The following is a 16395-nucleotide window of genomic DNA, read 5'->3' as shown; positions in this document are numbered from 1 at the left end:
AAAGCGATTTATTAATAAACTACTTATCCACATTCTTTTACCGAACAAGGAATACCTGTTTATATCTTTTTACTGTGCCGCTGGTATGATACAATTCAGCATAGAAGATATAAACACCAGTCTGTAGTTGCTTCCCGGACAGGGCATAACCGTCCCAGGTCAATTTTCCCGTCAACCCCAGCAATTCGTGATTAGCTATTTGTGCTACACGCTGACCGGCGATATTGAAGACAAAAGCACGGCAGTTATATCCCGGTTGGTCCAGATAATAGGATATAGTATAATGGCCGGCACTTTCATCCCACTGCGGTGTCTTGATGCCGGTCGGTTCATCCGGAGTATCCGGATCATCGGGCAGGGAAACATCCGATTGTGAATTAGGATAACCGGGAGTACCATAACCCACTGTAGCAGATGCAGAAGTCCAGTTCGAAGGCGATTGCGTTTCCGCATCGGGATCGATCCGTTCCAGGGAGACACCTTTCTGATCTTTAATTGAAGAAGCATGCCATTTGGAGGTATAGGAAACTTCATCGATCACTGTTCCGTCTTTGCTCCGGAACAGGACAAGCGTAGAGGAAGTATTCGCCAATATAGGAAGTTTAGGGACTTCAAACAGTGAAGAAGAAGACTGGATTGTGTAAAAATCGGTAACGCCCTCCAGATTCTTCGTCAACAACACATAACCATCCGACTCGATTGTTGCAGTAACAGAGGATAACGGGTAGCGGGTATTCAATGTTCCATCGGCTTTCCTGACCGCGACCGATAAGCCGGATACCGGCAAGGCACGATCGGAACGGTTGTACAATTCGATATATTCGCTGCCACCGGCAAAAGGATTAGGAAGAAGTTCGTTAAAAACAAATTCTCCCGGTTCGACGGTAATATCTGGAAGAGACGGATCGTCCGGGGTATCCGGCTCATCGGGGTCGTCAGGTGTAACAGGTTTATCCGGTTCATTAGGGGTTTCCTCACCTTTACCGGACGAGTTAACAGAGCCGGGAGTTCCGCCACGCGGATCGGAAGAGAGATGCCAACCGGAAGAAGAACGCTCCCAGGATTTGGCAGGGGTAGCTTTTTCATAGGTTACTTCATCAATGATAACACCGGATGGAGTCTTCAGGGCTAAATGTTGCCCGGCATCATTTAAAGCATAAAATTTTTCGATTGGTATAACGACACCATCACCGCTGTAATCTATATTACTATTATATAACAAGGCATATTCATGAGGTGGTAATACAACATCAGGTAATATCTTACGTTTATTCCCATTCCAAAGTTCTAATTCATTTAATGAAAATATACGATCTGTCGGATTATATAGCTCTACATATTCGAAGAAGGGACCGTCGCCAGGTTTAGCCATAATTTCATTAATAAAAATTATACCAGAGGAAACTTCAGGTTCCTCATCCTCATCTTCCAATTTAAACTCTTCAGATGTTAAGCTCAATGGTTTACCAGACAAATCCGTAAGTCCAGTAAATGAAATAATATAAGATTCTCCAAGAATCATATCGTTAGGAAAACCAGCATTCACGATTGCCTTTGTATCACCATATTTTAGGTAATCGGCTTGTCCTATCCCTGATATAAATGAATTAGCATTAGATATATCAACAGGAGATTCAAAGGTAAATTGTAACTCTGATAAACTTACAACTTCTACATCTGGAAAATCTATATTTACAGATGGCACATCGGGGTCATCCGGTTCTTCGTCTGGAGTTTGCGGAGTTTCTGAAAGTTTATGCCGGACTACAATATTATCAATATAGTAAAATCGATCTTTATACTTATCTGATGTGGATTTACAGATGCATGATACATTCAAATTACCCGCATCTAAAACATCTTGTATTTCCTGAACAACAGGAATTCCTTCCATTTGATAACCTTTTTCATTTCCCAAACGGGTATAAAGAGTCCAAGATTTATGATCTTCTAATACAAGCTTAATATGTACGACTCTCCCATCCAGTTGACGTTTACCAGTGATTAAAGCTTTCGGCTTACCTTTTGGAGGATATATATACAAAGAAACATTATCTTTATTACTTCCAACTTGGATATAAAAAATAAGATCACTCGGCTTACCTGTTCTATATAAATAAATACAGGCTTTATTGACATTAGAAGGTTTAAATGCAAAAGAGACATCCATTTCCCACTCCATTGTAGGAGCATAATTGATCGGCAGATAAAGAGAGCATGTATCTGCTAATCCAGAGCCATCAAACACTAATTGCCCATTACTTATTACAAACTTATCCAAATCCCCTTTCCAGGGATTAGCAGAGTTTACTTCAGGTCCATCAAATGTTTCTGTAAACTGTGCGAATGCACAAACAGGAAGCAATACAAGGATAAAAAGAATAAATTGTTTCATAGTTATATAGTTTTGTTATAAAATTATCTATCTTTGCACGCTAATAGCTTACAACTATTATTGTGTCCGATTTTGGATGCGGTAAAGTTATAACATTTTTTTTATATTACAATTTAATTAGTGCTCAAAATGAAAGTAGCAATTGTTGGCGTGAGTGGTGCTGTAGGACAAGAGTTCCTGCGCGTGCTCGACGAAAGAAACTTCCCAATGGATGAGCTGGTGCTTTTTGGCTCATCTCGCAGTGCCGGACGTGTTTATACCTTCCGTGGTAAACAGTACACCGTTAAGGAGCTTAAGCATAACGACGACTTTAAGGGAATCGATGTTGCTTTTGTTTCGGCCGGTGGCGGTACATCTATCGAATTTGCAGAAACCATTACAAAACATGGTACTGTGATGATCGATAACTCCAGCGCATTCCGTATGGATAACGATGTACCTTTGGTAGTTCCTGAAGTGAACCCGGAAGATGCACTGAATCGTCCTCGCGGTATCATTGCCAATCCGAACTGTACTACCATCCAGATGGTCGTTGCATTGAAGGCAATCGAAAAGGTATCGCACATTAAGCGTGTACATGTATCAACTTATCAGGCAGCCAGCGGTGCAGGTGCAACAGCTATGGCTGAACTGATCAAGCAGTACGAACAACTGTTGAAGGGCGAAGAACCTACTGTAGAAAAATTCGCTTATCAGCTGGCCTACAACGTGATTCCTCATGTTGATGTGTTCACTGAAAACGGTTATACGAAAGAAGAAATGAAGATGTATAACGAAACACGCAAGATCATGCACTCCGATATCGAAGTAAGTGCCACTTGTGTCCGTGTTCCGGTTATGCGTGCCCATAGCGAAGCAACCTGGATTGAAACAGAACGTCCTATCAGCGTAGAAGAAGCACGCAAGGCTTTTGCTGAAGGCGAAGGAATCATCCTACAGGACGATCCGGCAAACAAGGACTATCCGATGCCGCTGTTCGTTGCAGATAAAGAACCGGTTTACGTTGGCCGTATCCGCAAGGATATCAGCAACCCGAACGGTCTGACATTCTGGACTGTAAGCGACCAGATCAAGAAAGGCGCTGCCCTGAACGCTGTTCAGATTGCCGAATACCTGATCAAGGTGAAGAATATATAATAATAATCTTACAATCTTTCTATATAGAAAGGGACGGTCTGTTGGAGATCGTCCCTTTTCGTTTGATAGGGTACAAACATATTTCTGTAAACATCGCCTCTATACCTCTTTTATCTTTTATGATCGATAAACAGATAAACTACTCATCATTACTCACGATGAAGAAGAAATGATTGTGGAAGACGGAAAAGAGATCGCTGTTGTTCCGATTTGGAAATGGCTACTTGAACAGGACAGTCTGTTGGAAAACAGGTAGTGCTGACAGACGCCCGGAAGGAATGGATTAGCCTCCTGAACGAACCGACGAAGCCAAATGTAGAGTCAGCAAAATGCCAAAGTTTATTCATATCACATCTGTGATACAAAAGAAACTCAACCGTGATACAAACGGAATCCATCTGTGATATGAAAGGAACACAGATGTGATATGCATTAATCTGTGTTCCCTGAGTAGTTATCCGTATCTGTTTACCCCATTTTCCAGGCTTCCGTCACATTCCTTCAGCATAATAGCTTTCAGTTCTTCCGCTTTCTCCGGATATTTATCAATCACGTTCTTGCGCTCCTGCGGATCGTCGGACAAGTTGTACAACTCATAAACACCTTGTTTCCTGTAATAACGGAGTTTCCAGCCATCGTTCATAACAATGCCCGGTCCGAGATTGGAGCCATATACGACATACCGTTTCGGATCTGTTTGCTTCCCATTCAGCAAAGTAGGCAGGAAAGAGATACCGTCTTTCTTTACCGGAAGCGAAACGTTTAACAGATCAGCCATCGTTGCCAGAAAATCGTAATTGGAAACCAATTCCTTGCTTTTCACGCCAGCCGGTATCAATCCTTCACCGTAAAAGACCAGCGGAATATGTACGCCGCCATCCAGATTACTCCGTTTCAGTCCGGCCATACCGGCATTCCCGTTAAAGATATCGCCTGCCAGGTCGCTGTAATATTTATCTGTATAGTCATCAAACAATTGGTCGGTTTGCAGATTCTTATAAGGTTTTTCACATCTTCCTTTTTGCGAATAATAGATCTCATGCCCGTTATCGGCGGCAAAGACTATGATCGTATTTTTATCCAGTCCGAGATTACGAAGCTCATTCATAATTATCCCCACATGATCATCCAGCAACTTAATCATAGAAGCGTATTCTTTTTCTATCGGTGTTAACTCAGGGTTGGCCGCCAACTCCGGATGAACGGCCGGAATAGCTACCGGACCATGCGGCAACTGGGTCGGATGGAACAGGAAAAAGGGTTTATCCTTATTCTCGCGGATAAAAGACAGCATCTTATCCAGAAAAAGGTCCTGCGAATAAACAGATTTACCATTTCTATCCCATCGCTCCCACAAAGTCTCATCTGTTTCATTTTCCGTACTCTTTCCACAGTTCGGAAGAGTATTCCCGTCAATCGTTACAATCTCACCGTTGTCAAACAGAAACGGCGGATAGAAACCATGGCAACGTACATGGTCGAGATAACCATAATAATAATCCCATCCATGTTCCTTCATCTGTTTGCGGGTAGCCGTAAAACCCCATTCCAGCTTTCCGATCTCGGCGGTTACATAACCGGCTTTCTTAAATACCTGCGGAAGATAATAGTCGCCTTCCTCTAAAAGAATATCCCCATCGTCTATCTCTTTCTCAAAAGCCGGAATCAATGAGAGATTATCAGTCGGAGGAATAAACTGTCCTCCCTTCGATATCATCCATTTATCCGGATGACAATCGTGATAGCCGGTCAGCAGAGAGGCTCTTGCCGGAGCTGACAACATACAACCGTATGCATTATCGAAAGAAGTCCCCCGGGTAACCATCGCATCAATATGAGGTGTCGTGAAATGCCGTTGACCATAGGCAGACAACATGCCTTTCCCCATATCGTCGGCATAGATATAGATAACATTGGGTTTAACCGGTTGCTGCGCCTGTACATAACCGGGTATGGAAGAAACGCCTGCCACAGACAAAACCGCTGCAAATGAAGATGAGAGAGTTTTATTCATACTATTTTACTATTAAACAAAATTCACTGTACAGGATACAAATATACTATTTTACAAACACTAAAAAATCTACATTTCTAAATAAATATACCCTCAAAAGAGATAAGGTTCGCCTTTTCTCTAAACAAAAAAAGTTGCCCCTTTTATTGAGGCAACCTTTTTTATATAATACCAATAACCTTCTATTTGTCTTCCCACCCTTTGGTCTGAAGCAGATTCGTATTCAACAGCAATTCACCTTTCGGAATAGGCCAGTAATAACGATAATCGGACCATGGCAATGTACCACTCTGGATATTCGTACTTTTCGGATGAAGGATAATGAAACCTTCTTCATCCAGAAATACATCCTTATCGACAATAGCAGTCACCGCTGTTTCACGAATACCCGTTTCCGGGTCTACCACGCCATTGTTATAATCACCGCTATAAAGCTCTTGCACTTCTTCGGTAAATTTCACACCCCTCATCGGGACAGTCAATAAACCGGCTGCTTTCCAACGCATCAAATCCCAGTAACGAAGATCTTCCTGAGCCATTTCGATGCGTCTTTCACGACGTATTTCACGCAACAACGGGGAAACGGTATAATCCAACTTCTCCCTGTAAACGGCATCCAAACGAGGGTCGGCCGGGATATTTCCCATATCCAATCTTGCAGTAGGATATTTATCAAAGTCGAAACCGGCCCTCTGGCGTAGCGCATTGATAGTAATATCAATATCATTCTGAGAAATTGTTCCCAACTCACATTTTGCTTCTGCATACATCAATAAAGCTTCCGCATATCTGAATTCAATGGCAGATTGTGTAGATCCACTGGCTCTTTGGTAGTTTACCAGGTCCGGTTTCCAATGTTTGATGAACCGGTAACCGGATTGCTCACGACCAAGGTATTTCAAATCAGGATAAGTTATTCCGTTTTCTTTGATACCATACACCCCCGTATTTCTGTTCCAAATGGTGATATATTCCCCCGGTTTACAGATTGTCTGCGACATACGGGGATCACGATTGTTCAGTTCACTCCATTCTCCATATCCTTCAAACAAAGGATTCGCATCATAATTGCCTTTCGAACCGCTTAAATAAATCGGACGTCCGTCTTCACACAAATATTCATCGACTAAACTCTTTTGAGCACAAATACCCATGTGATTATTCTGGTCATAATAACGGAGCAAATCATTACCTATCTTATTGTCAAAACTGTACTCCACACCTAATATGGCTTCCGGATTAGATCTGATTTCCGCATCGAATTGAGCGAATAGCGCCCAATAAGAATCCTTGTTTCCGTTATCAAACAATTTGTATCTGCCCGACTTGATCAGATAATCGGCAGCTTTCGCAGCTTCTTCCAACCACATGGCAGCCGTATTCCGCAAATTCAATTCTGTATGATATTTCCGGAAAGTTCCTTCGTTCAAACAGATTCTCGCTTTTAGGAATTGCGCCATGTCCTTGTTTATACGACCTACCGAATTGGGAGTTGTAACTTCCGGAAACCATTCAATGGCACGGTTTATACAAAACAAAACTGAATCCATCACCAATTCCCTCGAGTCGCGCGGAGCATACAATTCTTCCGAGTCGATGTTCAGATCGCGGCTAAGCCAAGGTATATCGCTAAAAATCTGTACCTTTTTGAAATAATCCCATGCTTTGAAGAAATAAGCTTCAGCAGCATAAGCTTTTTTCTTATCTTCAGTGATAGGTGCCCTATCATAGTTTGTCAAGAAGTAATTCACACGGCGCAGATCTCCCCAACTCCATCCGTTGTAACTGTCATTCAACGGTACGGTATAAGCATTAGTCAAACGAACATTCACATTTTGTCCGCTGCGGACAGCATTATCCGAAAAAGCATCACCGTAAGCAATATGACTACCTCTGAAATTCAGTGGTGCCACATACGGATCCTGATTATGTCCGCGGGCATAAATACGGTACATTCCATTCAGGTAAAGCTCCAGGTCGGTCTCCGTATTCCAGAAATTTTCACTTACTATATCGTCTTTAGGAGGACGGTCCATAAAATCGTCATTACATGCAAAAAGGCAAAATGACAACGCTGATAAAGCCAGCACTTTTATATTTGAACTATATTTTCTCATATTATCATATCATTTAAAATCCAACTTGTACACCTAATGCGATACTTCTCATCTGAGGATAAGAAGTCGAAAGCAGATCCGGATCATAGACATCGGGAAGTTCTGTAATTTCAAACAGGTTAAAACCGGATACATACACTCTGAGTTTACTCATTTTGATCTTGTTGGTAATCTCGGCCGGAACCGTATAACCCAAGATTGCCTGTTTCAAACGGAGATAAGCGCCATTGAACATATAAGCAGATTGCGTATACCAGTTCTGTGAACGACGGGCACCGTAAAGAGGATATTTGGCATCCGTCTGTTCCGGAGTCCATGAATTTTCATACACCTTTTTGCTACCCGGACCGTCTTCATCGCCCCAGTATGTCTTGTCACTAATCCAAACGTCTCTCTTACCAACACCTTGGAAGAAAAGATTTAAGTCGAAACCTTTCCAAGCAAAATTGCCTGTCAAACCGAATTTCAAGCGCGGAGTATTATTACCCAAAACCTTCAAATCCCCATGATCGTCCAATGTATTCAGGCCTCTGTCTACTTTTCCGTCTCCATTGATATCTTTATACATGATATCGCCCGGATAATAAGCGCTGTTCGATTCGTTCGGGCGGTGCAGGTTATTCCCGTTTTCATCCGTATATTGAATAATCAGGTTGTTTGCGATATCACCTTCCTGCAAAATCCGGTCGGTTACATATCCCCATATTTCCCCTACTTTCTTACCGGTATACAAAGAACCCAGGCTGCAATTGTCGTTACCATTGAATAGAGCAACTTCAGTTTGATAATCAGACAATACAAAATTCAAGTCGTAGAAAAAGCCGTTTGAAAGACGGTCTTTCCATCCGAGACTCATTTCCCATCCATGCGTTCTCAACTTGCCGGAATTCACCATCGGTGCACTGGTACCCAACACTGAAGGATATGTCGAACCATCCATAATGATATCTTTTGTTTCACGTCTGTAGATATCAAAAGAATAGTTAAGCCTGTTACTAAGCAAAGATACATCCAAACCGCCATTGATTGTCGTAGCTGTTTCCCAGGTAAAATCCGGACTGATCAATCCGGGAGGGTTCACCTGATAAGGACGCTGCCCGTTGATCATCGCACTAGACTGACTGGATCCCATACGGGAATAGAAACCGTAGTTGGCTACATTCTGGTTACCGATAGAACCGTAAGAGGCCCTTATCTTCAAATTATCCAACCAACTACGCGTATCGGCCATGAAGCTCTCTTCCGAAAGACGCCATGCAGCAGAGAAAGAAGGGAAGAACTTGAAACGTGAGTCATGCGGGAATTTGGAAGATCCATCATATCGTCCGTTCATTTCAAAAAGATAACGGTCGGAATAATTATAATTAATTCGCATAAATACACCCCGTACAGCCCAATGTTCATCAACCTCCCCTTTAGAGGGATTTACACCATACGTATTGCCAAGCGTAGGCGCACCGATACTCATAATACCTGTATTTCCTGCCGACAACTGTTCTTTCTTCCAGACCTCCTGGTTAAAGCCGACCAATCCACCCAACGTATGTTTTCCGAATGTCTGGTTATAATCCGCATATACATTAGTCGTAAAAAGTTGTACATCTTCTTTTATCTTACTGATACGCCCGGTTTCCGTATTAACGGCAATATCCATCGACTCCCAGCTATCCTGGATATAGCGGAATTCAGGTTCCACATCCTTTACATCATAAGAAGAAGGACGATAAGAAAAGTCTGCTTTCAATTTCAACTGGGGCAACACCTGGTATTCCGGACTTGCAGTAAATACACCAACCGCCCTGTCTGTTTTTTTATTCCTGTTACATAAGCATAAGCCGACACAATGCTGTTCGTCGGAGCATTGGGTACAGGGTCATTCGGCCCTGTCAGCAGAGGCATGTTCTGATTCCATTTTCCCTGATACAAGATGACCGACCACGGATTGCCTTTATAAGAATAAGGTAACGGTTCGTCATAACGAGTCGCGTTATATGATAATTTGATATTCACTTTAAACTTATCATTAATCTGGGCATCCAAATTAACCATACCATTATAACGACGCATATTATCATTACGAAGTTTATAGAAACCATCCTGGTCCTGAAAACCCAATGAAGCGTAATAACGCAAAGCTTCAGTACCGCCCGAAATGCTTACGTTGTGTTTCTGTGTAGGACTCCAATCTCTTACCATCAATTCAAACGGGTCAAAGTTACCTACCCACCAGATCGATTGCTGATTACTTCCCGGCGCATACATCCAGGCATTTTCGGGGACAGGATTATCAATATAATTCTGCAATGCTTCCAAACGGATATCATCATCCGTAGTTCTGGTACCACCTGTATATACCCGGTTCATCACTCTGGCATATTCAGACTCATACGAGTTCATGAAGTCTGGACGCGCCGAAGGATGGTTCCACTGCACATCGTACGAATACTGTACCCTGCCTTTCCCCTTTTTCCCTTGTTTAGTTGTTACCAATATGACTCCATAAGCAGCACGCGCACCATAGATAGCTGACGCTGAAGCATCTTTAATAACGGAAATACTCTCCATATCATTAGGATTCAAAGCACTAAGATTGAAATTTTCCATCTCGATACCATCTACAAGAATAAGAGGACTGCCATTATCAACCTGCCATGCACCGTCACTGTTTTTCGACATAGATGTTGCACCACGGACATTATAAGATGCAAACGTATTAGGCGCACCGTTTGAGATATCGACATTCAGGTTAGGAACAACCCCTTGCAACGCCTGAGCAATATTTGTCACAGGACGGCTCTCCATGACTTCAGCCGAAACAGAGGAAACAGCACCCGTTAAATTCACCTTCTTCTGTGTACCGTAACCTACGACAACAACCTCATCCAGGGTTTGTGTATCCTCTTTCAGTACGACAGAAATATTCGTCTTGTTTTTAACCGATACATTCTGTGTCATATAACCGATATAGGATACTTCTACCGCATCGCTTTGTACTAGTGTCAGCGAGAATTTTCCGTCGATATCCGTTATGATACCGTTCCTTGTCCCCTTTTCGACTACGTTTGCACCGATAATAGGCAATCCGGATTCATCCGTTACAATACCTGTTATCGTTTTCCTGCTATCTTGCTGAGTCTTTACTGGTGCCGGTTTGATTAAAATCAGGTTTCCTTCGATAGTAAATACAGCGCCTGTCCCTTCCAATATCTCGACCATTGCTTCTTTTACCGGTTTACCGGCTATATTTACCGATACCAGGCGGTTCTTGTCAATGGTAGATTCACTGTAAGCAATAGATAATTTTGTTTGGTTTTCCACTTCTTCAAAAACATCGGCCAATGTAACGTTTCGCTTGTTTATATTTACATTTTGTGCCGATAGGATTGTGGTCATGAAGAAAAGGAATAAATAGGTAAATATCTTTCGCAAATATTTATAAGATAAATTGTTATTCTTTTTCATGAATAATATTATTTTTGTTGTTGAATACTATTTTTATAATTAAGCCTTATGAAATGTGTTCGGATTTCAAACCGAAGAGTTGAGCCGCAAACAAAACTCTTCGGTTCTTTTTTTCATGGTACTATATGTGTGTGTTAATCATTAATAAATATATACTTTATCCCCTTCTATCTTATATTTAAACCCGGCAATAATTTGTTGCAAAGTATAAAATACTTCCTCCAACGTCTCATCATGCAGGAATTTAACCGTTAAACGTTCATCCTTCAATCCCTTGGAATTAAGGTAAACCGTTACCCCATGATTCCGTTCTATTTCTTTTATGACAGTGTACAATGAAACACTTTGGAAAACCATCTGCCCCTTTTCCCAGGCCAGTACATAATCCAACCGGACATGCTTATGTTCACTTCGCCCTGTTTCCCTGTCATATACGATTTGTTCCTCCGGGTTAAGAATAAAACTTTCCTGACCTGAATTAATATCGACTTTAATTTTCCCTTCCACCAGTGAAGCGGCCGTTTTTTTATCATCCGGATAAGACGAAATATTAAAAACCGTACCCAATGCCTCTACAGACATATCCTGTGTTTTGACAATAAAAGGTTTCTTCTTATCCGGCGAAACCGAAAACTTAGCCTCTCCGCTTAAATAAATATTACGATTCTTCCCTTTAAATTCAGCCGGGTAAAACAGAGAACTTCCTGAATTGACCATCACCTCTGAATGATCGGGCAATATAACGGTACGTATTTCCCCTGCGGGGACAAAACATTCTACCCATGCAACTTCCTCCACCGTATGATTTTGTACATACTGCCACGAAAACCATACGCTAAGTAAAGGTATCAGAATAACAGCCGCCACCTGTCCCCATTTCCGGAATGAGAAATGTATCCTCCTGCGTTGCGGAAATCCTAAACGCCTTTCCACTTCATCGAAAGACTGCTCTACCGATCTATCTTCTTTTATCTGAATATCATCCCAAATCCGGCAAAGGGCTTCATCCTTCTCTTCCGATGAAAAAGAGAAAAACCAGCGAGCAAAGCTCTTCCGGATTTCTTCCGGATGATCTTTCTTAAAGAAATTTTCTATGATCTGATATACTTTCGACATAATGTTATTTTCCGTTATCTATAAATTAAGACACGCGAGAATAACAATGCACCCAAAAAAGTAACTATTTTTTTATATAAAGAAGGAAGTAAATAAAAACAAGGTCTTTCTGATCTCTTTCAACGCCAGGTTCAGGTGATTCTCTACGGTTTTCTTAGAAATACCCATCCGGGTCGCTATCTCATCATTTGTCAGCCCCTCTCTCCGGCTCATTTCATAAATAGCTTTACGTTTACGGGGCATACGGCTGACAGTCAATTGCTCCAGTAATTTTATCTCACGGGCATACAATTCCCCTTCAATAGTCAGTTCAGTTTCTCCCTCATACTCTTCCTGGTAACTTTCTTCCACATATTTGCGCCGCAGATAATTCAGAGCCATATTCTTCGCCATCCGGTAAACATACGAATTAAACGACTCAACAGCCCCCAACTGTTCCCTGCTCTCCCAAATTCTCATAAAAACATCCTGAGCTAATTCTTCGGCTATAATCTCCGATTTGATAAGATGGCTTATAAAGTATTTAACCTTTGGGAAATAATTCATAAACAGGCACCTGAAAGCGTCATGACTCCCCAATACCAGTTCTTTTATATATAATGTATCCTTTTCCATAAAAGTATCTCCCGGACAAATATAGTACAAATACAATAAAACAAAACGAATCAGATTCTATTTAACACCCCGGAAATAACTTATTTCGACTATTTACTTAGGAGAAGAAAGAGAATCCTATGGTGCTTTTTTGTTCCTTTTAAAAGGAACCATTAGCAAAAAATAAGCAGATTCGCTATCAGGGGAATCTGCTTATCTTCTTTTTATAAATATAATTAATGATGGAACAAACGTATCCCTGTAAATGCCATCGTTATACCATATTTATCACAAGTATCGATCACATGATCGTCACGAACGGAACCGCCTGCCTGTACGATATATTCGACACCGCTTTTATGAGCACGTTCGATGTTGTCACCGAAGGGGAAGAAAGCATCTGAGCCCAGTGCTACCCCTTTCAGGGTGTCCAGCCAGGCACGTTTCTCTTCGCGGGTCAGCACTTCCGGTTTTTCGGTGAAGAACTGTTGCCAGATACCGTCAGCCAAAACATCTTCGTGGTCATCGCTGATATATACGTCGATTGTATTATCGCGGTCGGCACGACGGATCTTTTCGATCCAGGGCAGGTTCATTACCTTCGGATGCTGGCGGAGATACCAGATGTCGGCTTTGTTTCCGGCCAGACGGGTACAATGGATACGGCTCTGCTGACCGGCACCGATACCGATAGCCTGTCCGTCTTTTGTATAGCAGACAGAATTACTCTGCGTATATTTTAATGTAATAAGGGCAATGATAAGATCGCGTTTGGCAGCTTCAGAAAATTCCTTATTTTGAGTCGGGATGTTTGTCAGCAAGCTTTCGTCTAGTTTAATCTCGTTACGGCCCTGTTCGAAAGTGATACCGAACACATCTTTATGTTCAATCGGAGCCGGCTTATAAGACGGATCGATCTTAATCACGTTATACGTTCCTTTCCTTTTGTTTTTCAGGACCTCTAAGGCTTCCGGGGTATAATCGGGAGCGATGACACCGTCGGAAACTTCGCGGTTGATCAGGCGGGCAGTAGCTTCATCGCAAGTATCGCTCAAAGCGATAAAATCACCGTAAGAAGACATGCGGTCTGCACCACGGGCACGGGCATAAGCGGTTGCCAGAGGAGTAAGAGGCAGGTCGTCTACAAAATAGATTTTCTTCAGGGTATCGCTCATCTCGATTCCCACAGCGGCACCCGCCGGACTGACATGCTTAAAAGATGCGGCAGCCGGTAGTCCGGTAGCCTCTTTTAGTTCTTTCACCAATTGCCAGCTATTGAAAGCGTCCATGAAATTAATATATCCGGGACGGCCGTTCAATACCTCTATAGGCAATTCCCCCTGCTGCATAAAAATGCGCGACGGCTTCTGGTTGGGGTTACAGCCGTACTTCAGTTCTAAAGAGTTTTTGTTTTCTGTGCTCATATTGCTTGTTATATATGATTCTATCTCATCTCCGCCATTCCTTCTTCAAGGGTATGAGGAGTATAACCTAACTCACGTTTTGCTTTTTCGATGCTCAGCCCGCTGAAACGGGGACGTGGAGTCGCTTCGTTCATTTCTTCGGTGGTGACCGGGATAATCAATGAACGATCCAGTTTGAAATAATCGGCAACACGGTAAGCTATATCGGCTATCGAAAGGCATTCGCCTCCACAAATATGCCAAGTACCGTTTAGAGAAACATGCATCAGTTTTTCTACTCCGATAGCGATATCCTCTACCCAAGTCGGTGTACGGTACTGATCGGAAACGACCCGTATCTGCTGACCAGCTTCCAGGCGGTTCTTTACCAATTGCAAGATATTGCCATGTTGCCCCGGCAATGCTTTTCCGTAGACAACGACCACGCGGACATTCGCATAATTACTGCAATTGGCAGCCACGGCCAATTCTCCCTGATATTTCGACAGGCCATAATAATTCACCGGAGCCGGAATATCTTCCTCGGTGTATAAAGAAGGATTCTTTCCGTCAAAGACAAAATCGGTCGACAGATGAATAAAACGGCTATCTTCCCGCTCGCAACAACGCGCCATATTTTCAACGGCAAGTACATTGGCAGCATGCGCCTCTTCATGATGGGACTCACAATAATCGGGAACGGAAAGTGCAGAAGCGTTTATCACGACATCAGGACGCATCTCCCCGATCAATCGCCCGATGGCCGAATGATCGTTGATATCCGCCTGAACGAAATGGGAATTACTCTCTGGCTGAATATCTTTATGCAGGGAGCATCCTGTCAATTCATACCCACCACACTGGGACAGATGTTGCAAAATACGTCTGCCTGTAAAACCGTTTGCTCCAATTATCAGCGTTTTCATCAGAATGAATATATTAATACACCTAATACACGGTGGTTAGTTACTGAATGGGTATCACGAATACGTCCGTCGGCAAGTGTACGGTCGCCATACCAGGCCAAAGACGGACTGTACTCCACTCCCAATTTCCAGTGAGGCAACACATATGACATTTGCAAATTAGTGGTAAAGACCTGATCCACATCGAGGCCCACTCCATAAGTCGGTCCGACAATATCCTTGCCTGCCCCCAGGTTCTTCAAATACCCGACAAACAATCCGGGTTGCCATTTTTTACCATATACCACGTTCAACCAGGTCATTGAATGACGGTAAGACGTATACTCCTGTTCGCCGGTACGTTTGTCGATACTGCTGACACCATAACCACCCAGCATACAGAGATGGGCCAGGTTCTCTCCCATAATCGTCTTTGCCGAAATCTTCCAGTTATCATCCGTATAACGGGCATGCGCCTCGACAGAAACGGAGGTAACACGCTCTTTTACCTTATAAGTCTTATCACCGACTTCGGATTTTACACGTGGTGCCAGCGAAATAAGGTCGGCACCTATACCTACCATCCAATTGTTGGTTTTATAATCGACACCGGCATAAAATTCTGGCACACAACTATTCTTTATATATTCCTCGCTCTTTCCGTTCAGTCCGGTAGACAGATACTGCAACTGCCAGATAGCCGCCCCCGTCAGGCTCCATCCCTGACGGGTATAACGATAGCGAAGCATCGGGTTACGGCTGAACGGCTGGAAAGGTGCTCCGGTGGAAAGATTCAACATTTGTGGAAAGATATCACCGAATAATGGGTGCCAGGTCTGGCCGATCAGGACAGCCGATTTTCCCCAATCCAGATTTACATAGGCATGCCGCACACGAATCATGGCAAAGTTACTTCCCGAACCACGGAAATCCACTTCCAATTTAGCGGTTGTCTTAGCTTTGCCGACACTCGGTCCTGCCACATCTATCCCCAAACGGGAATATAACAGGTAAAAGCTACCGTTTGCCGTAGCATTCAAATCATTGCCATCTGCATCCGGAGCGATATCTTTCGGATAGAGATGAAACAATCCGTCTACTATCTCGGAATTGGCCCGGGAATTATAGAACAAGTCACCACGAACCTGTCCGTAAAACTTATACGAAAAATTCTTCTTCTGTGCATAACCGGACGTTACAGCTAACAATCCGGCCAATAAAAACATACCTAATCTCGTTCTCATTTAAAAGC

The 16395-nt window shown here is 42.8% G+C and carries 9 protein-coding genes and 1 pseudogene; 1 reads left to right on the top strand and 9 read right to left on the bottom strand.

Annotated features, from left to right (window positions below):
* Positions 1 to 37: 37 nt before the first annotated feature.
* On the bottom strand, positions 38 to 2395 hold the full coding sequence (locus NBH15_RS12205; protein ID WP_128134157.1) for a lamin tail domain-containing protein: 2358 nt from the start codon (positions 2393 to 2395) through the stop codon (positions 38 to 40).
* 129 nt (positions 2396 to 2524) lie between these two features.
* On the opposite strand from NBH15_RS12205, the gene NBH15_RS12200 reads away from it, so the two are divergent.
* Positions 2525 to 3532, top strand: coding sequence for an aspartate-semialdehyde dehydrogenase (locus tag NBH15_RS12200; protein WP_128134156.1), 1008 nt, complete (start codon positions 2525 to 2527; stop codon positions 3530 to 3532).
* Between the two features lie 454 nt (positions 3533 to 3986).
* On the opposite strand, the gene NBH15_RS12195 is transcribed toward NBH15_RS12200, so the two are convergent.
* The 8 genes and pseudogenes from NBH15_RS12195 to NBH15_RS12160 form a co-directional block, all read right to left on the bottom strand.
* The gene (locus NBH15_RS12195) at positions 3987 to 5546 is read right to left on the bottom strand and encodes a sulfatase-like hydrolase/transferase (RefSeq protein WP_128134155.1); all 1560 of its coding nucleotides are present in this window, start codon (positions 5544 to 5546) and stop codon (positions 3987 to 3989) included.
* A gap of 182 nt (positions 5547 to 5728) precedes the next feature.
* Complete coding sequence (locus NBH15_RS12190; protein ID WP_250822765.1) at positions 5729 to 7663, bottom strand: RagB/SusD family nutrient uptake outer membrane protein; 1935 nt, start codon at positions 7661 to 7663, stop codon at positions 5729 to 5731.
* Positions 7664 to 7676: 13 nt separating this feature from the next.
* Positions 7677 to 11056: pseudogene (locus NBH15_RS12185) on the bottom strand (TonB-dependent receptor).
* Between the two features lie 210 nt (positions 11057 to 11266).
* On the bottom strand, positions 11267 to 12241 hold the full coding sequence (locus tag NBH15_RS12180; protein WP_250822764.1) for a FecR family protein: 975 nt from the start codon (positions 12239 to 12241) through the stop codon (positions 11267 to 11269).
* 72 nt (positions 12242 to 12313) lie between these two features.
* Positions 12314 to 12856 carry an RNA polymerase sigma-70 factor gene (locus tag NBH15_RS12175; RefSeq protein ID WP_128134445.1) on the bottom strand — a complete coding sequence of 181 codons (543 nt, stop codon included), beginning with the start codon at positions 12854 to 12856 and terminating at the stop codon, positions 12314 to 12316.
* Between the two features lie 215 nt (positions 12857 to 13071).
* Complete coding sequence (locus NBH15_RS12170; RefSeq protein WP_250822763.1) at positions 13072 to 14259, bottom strand: phosphoribosylaminoimidazolecarboxamide formyltransferase; 1188 nt, start codon at positions 14257 to 14259, stop codon at positions 13072 to 13074.
* Between the two features lie 20 nt (positions 14260 to 14279).
* Positions 14280 to 15167: an SDR family oxidoreductase gene (locus NBH15_RS12165; protein WP_250822783.1), complete on the bottom strand. Its 888-nt coding sequence runs from the start codon at positions 15165 to 15167 to the stop codon at positions 14280 to 14282.
* The gene (locus NBH15_RS12160; protein WP_250822762.1) at positions 15164 to 16387 is read right to left on the bottom strand and encodes a DcaP family trimeric outer membrane transporter; all 1224 of its coding nucleotides are present in this window, start codon (positions 16385 to 16387) and stop codon (positions 15164 to 15166) included. Before NBH15_RS12160 ends, NBH15_RS12165 begins: the two co-directional genes overlap by 4 nt.
* Between the last annotated feature and the right edge of the window lie 8 nt (positions 16388 to 16395).

Origin of the sequence: Parabacteroides caeci, from assembly GCF_023656795.1 — a bacterium.
GTDB classification, from domain to species: domain Bacteria; phylum Bacteroidota; class Bacteroidia; order Bacteroidales; family Tannerellaceae; genus Parabacteroides; species Parabacteroides segnis.
The sequence above is the reverse complement of the archived record's forward strand: the minus strand, read 5'-3'. Positions and strand labels throughout refer to the sequence as shown.

Bases quoted from the DNA above. Each gene is read 5' to 3' on its own strand.
- NBH15_RS12205 (WP_128134157.1), bottom strand. From the start codon at position 2,395: ATGAAACAATTTATTCTTTTTATCCTTGTATTGCTTCCTGTTTGTGCA.
- NBH15_RS12200 (WP_128134156.1), top strand. From the start codon at position 2,525: ATGAAAGTAGCAATTGTTGGCGTGAGTGGTGCTGTAGGACAAGAGTTC.
- NBH15_RS12195 (WP_128134155.1), bottom strand. From the start codon at position 5,546: ATGAATAAAACTCTCTCATCTTCATTTGCAGCGGTTTTGTCTGTGGCA.
- NBH15_RS12190 (WP_250822765.1), bottom strand. From the start codon at position 7,663: ATGAGAAAATATAGTTCAAATATAAAAGTGCTGGCTTTATCAGCGTTG.
- NBH15_RS12180 (WP_250822764.1), bottom strand. From the start codon at position 12,241: ATGTCGAAAGTATATCAGATCATAGAAAATTTCTTTAAGAAAGATCAT.
- NBH15_RS12175 (WP_128134445.1), bottom strand. From the start codon at position 12,856: ATGGAAAAGGATACATTATATATAAAAGAACTGGTATTGGGGAGTCAT.
- NBH15_RS12170 (WP_250822763.1), bottom strand. From the start codon at position 14,259: ATGAGCACAGAAAACAAAAACTCTTTAGAACTGAAGTACGGCTGTAAC.
- NBH15_RS12160 (WP_250822762.1), bottom strand. From the start codon at position 16,387: ATGAGAACGAGATTAGGTATGTTTTTATTGGCCGGATTGTTAGCTGTA.